The sequence below is a fragment of the Rhizobium sp. Root1203 genome, assembly GCF_001424945.1.
GTDB lineage: Bacteria > Pseudomonadota > Alphaproteobacteria > Rhizobiales > Rhizobiaceae > Rhizobium.
The window spans coordinates 1-1,547 of record NZ_LMCW01000064.1; the positions used below are offsets into that span (position 1 = coordinate 1).

Here is a 1,547-nt window from a genome sequence, read left to right on the forward strand (position 1 = left end):
GCTCTACGCCAACTCTCTCTTCGGGGTCTCGCCTTGCTTTCCTATGTTCTTGTCTGTGCCATCGCCTTCCTGGCCGGGTGCCTGAGCGGTGTGATCGGCATGGGACATCCCCGTCGTGGCGATCGCCGAGCTGATGGCCAAAGGGTAGCCTTCTGCTCCTCCGTCAGCGGCTCGAAAAAGCGGAAAGAGATGCCCCGATTTCGGCTGCGACGTCGCAGAAGGCGTGACAACGCGCAGGAGAAAGGTCGGCGAGGCGAAGCCAGCTTTCGGTGGGATCGATTTCGGCAAACCCGGCATCGGCGACTTCGCCGACTAACCTGTGCAACTGGAAATCTGATGTCACTGCGCGGAAAATAGAGCAATCGCCATGCGCCTTGGTTGCGCTCGAGTCCCCGTGCCGGCACTAGTCTAGCCTCCAACTTTCCGCCGCATCCGCAACACTTCCAGCGCAGTTGGACAGCACCGCGCCACTGAGGTGATGCCGGTCATGCCAGGCGGTTGAGACGGCTTGTTTCAATCTGGTCGCGTGGACCGTAGCTTTGTTGTCGACCCAGCAAACTACTTGCTGATGACACCACCACCCATCCGTCGGGATGGCTCCGTCAATAAAGTCAAGCTATGTAAGCCGCTCGTTTCGGCGACGCTCGAGAACAACGAAATCGTGGGAATAGCGATTTTTTCATCGGGGAAATGGTGATGCCGCTCGATCCGTCGAGCTTCGCATTCCGAAGCTACGCAAGGGCAGCTACTTCCCCAGCTTCCTTGAACCGCGCCGCATGGCAGAGAAAGCTCTGACTGCCGTTATCCAGGAGGCGTACATCCAAGGAATATCGACACGTTCTGTCGACGATCTCGTCAAAGCCATGGGGATGAGCGGCATTTCCAAAAGTCAGGTGAGCCGCTTGTGCGCCCCTTTCGGCAACGCAGGCGTTGCCTGTCGGGCACGGGGAGATCGACGTCAAGGTGAAGGCGTTCCTCGACCGCCCCGCCCCATCGAAGGCGAGTGGCCATACGTCTGGGTGGACGCGACCTACCTCAAGGTCCGCGCGGCGGCCGCATCGTCTCGGTCGCCGTCATTATCGCAGTCGGCGTCAACAACGACGGACGGCGCGAGGTCCTGGGTATGGAAGTGGCCGAGCCGATCTGGACGGAATTCCTGCGCAGGCTGACACGTCGAGGATTGCGTGGCGTGAAACTCGTCGTCTCCGATGCGCACGAAGGGTTGAAAGCAGAAAAACTAGCACTGTACTAACCGGCAATTGGGCACTGCAGCACAGGCAGAGAACCTCACTATGGAAGGCGGTGTACATATCGTCGAACCGCAAAATCAGGGGAGGCGGTGATGTTTGGCAGCGCCAGCCGCTCGACGATGCGCTGGTTTCCGGCCATGCGGCAGTTCGGCACAGTCAGCCTCTGAAAAGCGGTTGAGGCTAAGGTGTGCTTCCATGCCGATCGTGTCCATGGGAGTGGTGTAGCTGACGGCTGATTGCCGTGCTTTCCGACGTCGGGTCGGAGGGGATATCAGCGTGCCACAGCGGGCAGACTGA

The 1,547-nt window shown here is 59.6% G+C and carries 2 protein-coding genes and 1 pseudogene; 1 reads left to right on the forward strand and 2 read right to left on the reverse strand.

Annotated elements, in window-relative coordinates; translation table 11 throughout:
• Positions 1-3: 3 nt before the first annotated feature.
• Positions 4-297: a hypothetical protein gene (locus ASC97_RS29425; RefSeq protein ID WP_057471881.1), complete on the reverse strand. Its 294-nt coding sequence runs from the start codon at positions 295-297 to the stop codon at positions 4-6.
• A 404-nt stretch (positions 298-701) separates the two neighbouring features.
• On the opposite strand from ASC97_RS29425, the pseudogene ASC97_RS29430 reads away from it, so the two are divergent.
• Positions 702-1,228 (forward strand): annotated as a pseudogene (locus ASC97_RS29430) (transposase); the annotation flags it as partial.
• Positions 1,229-1,327: 99 nt separating this feature from the next.
• On the opposite strand, the gene ASC97_RS34980 reads toward ASC97_RS29430, so the two are convergent.
• The coding region (locus ASC97_RS34980) for a hypothetical protein (RefSeq protein WP_210171784.1) at positions 1,328-1,547 on the reverse strand (220 nt) is incomplete at its 5' end.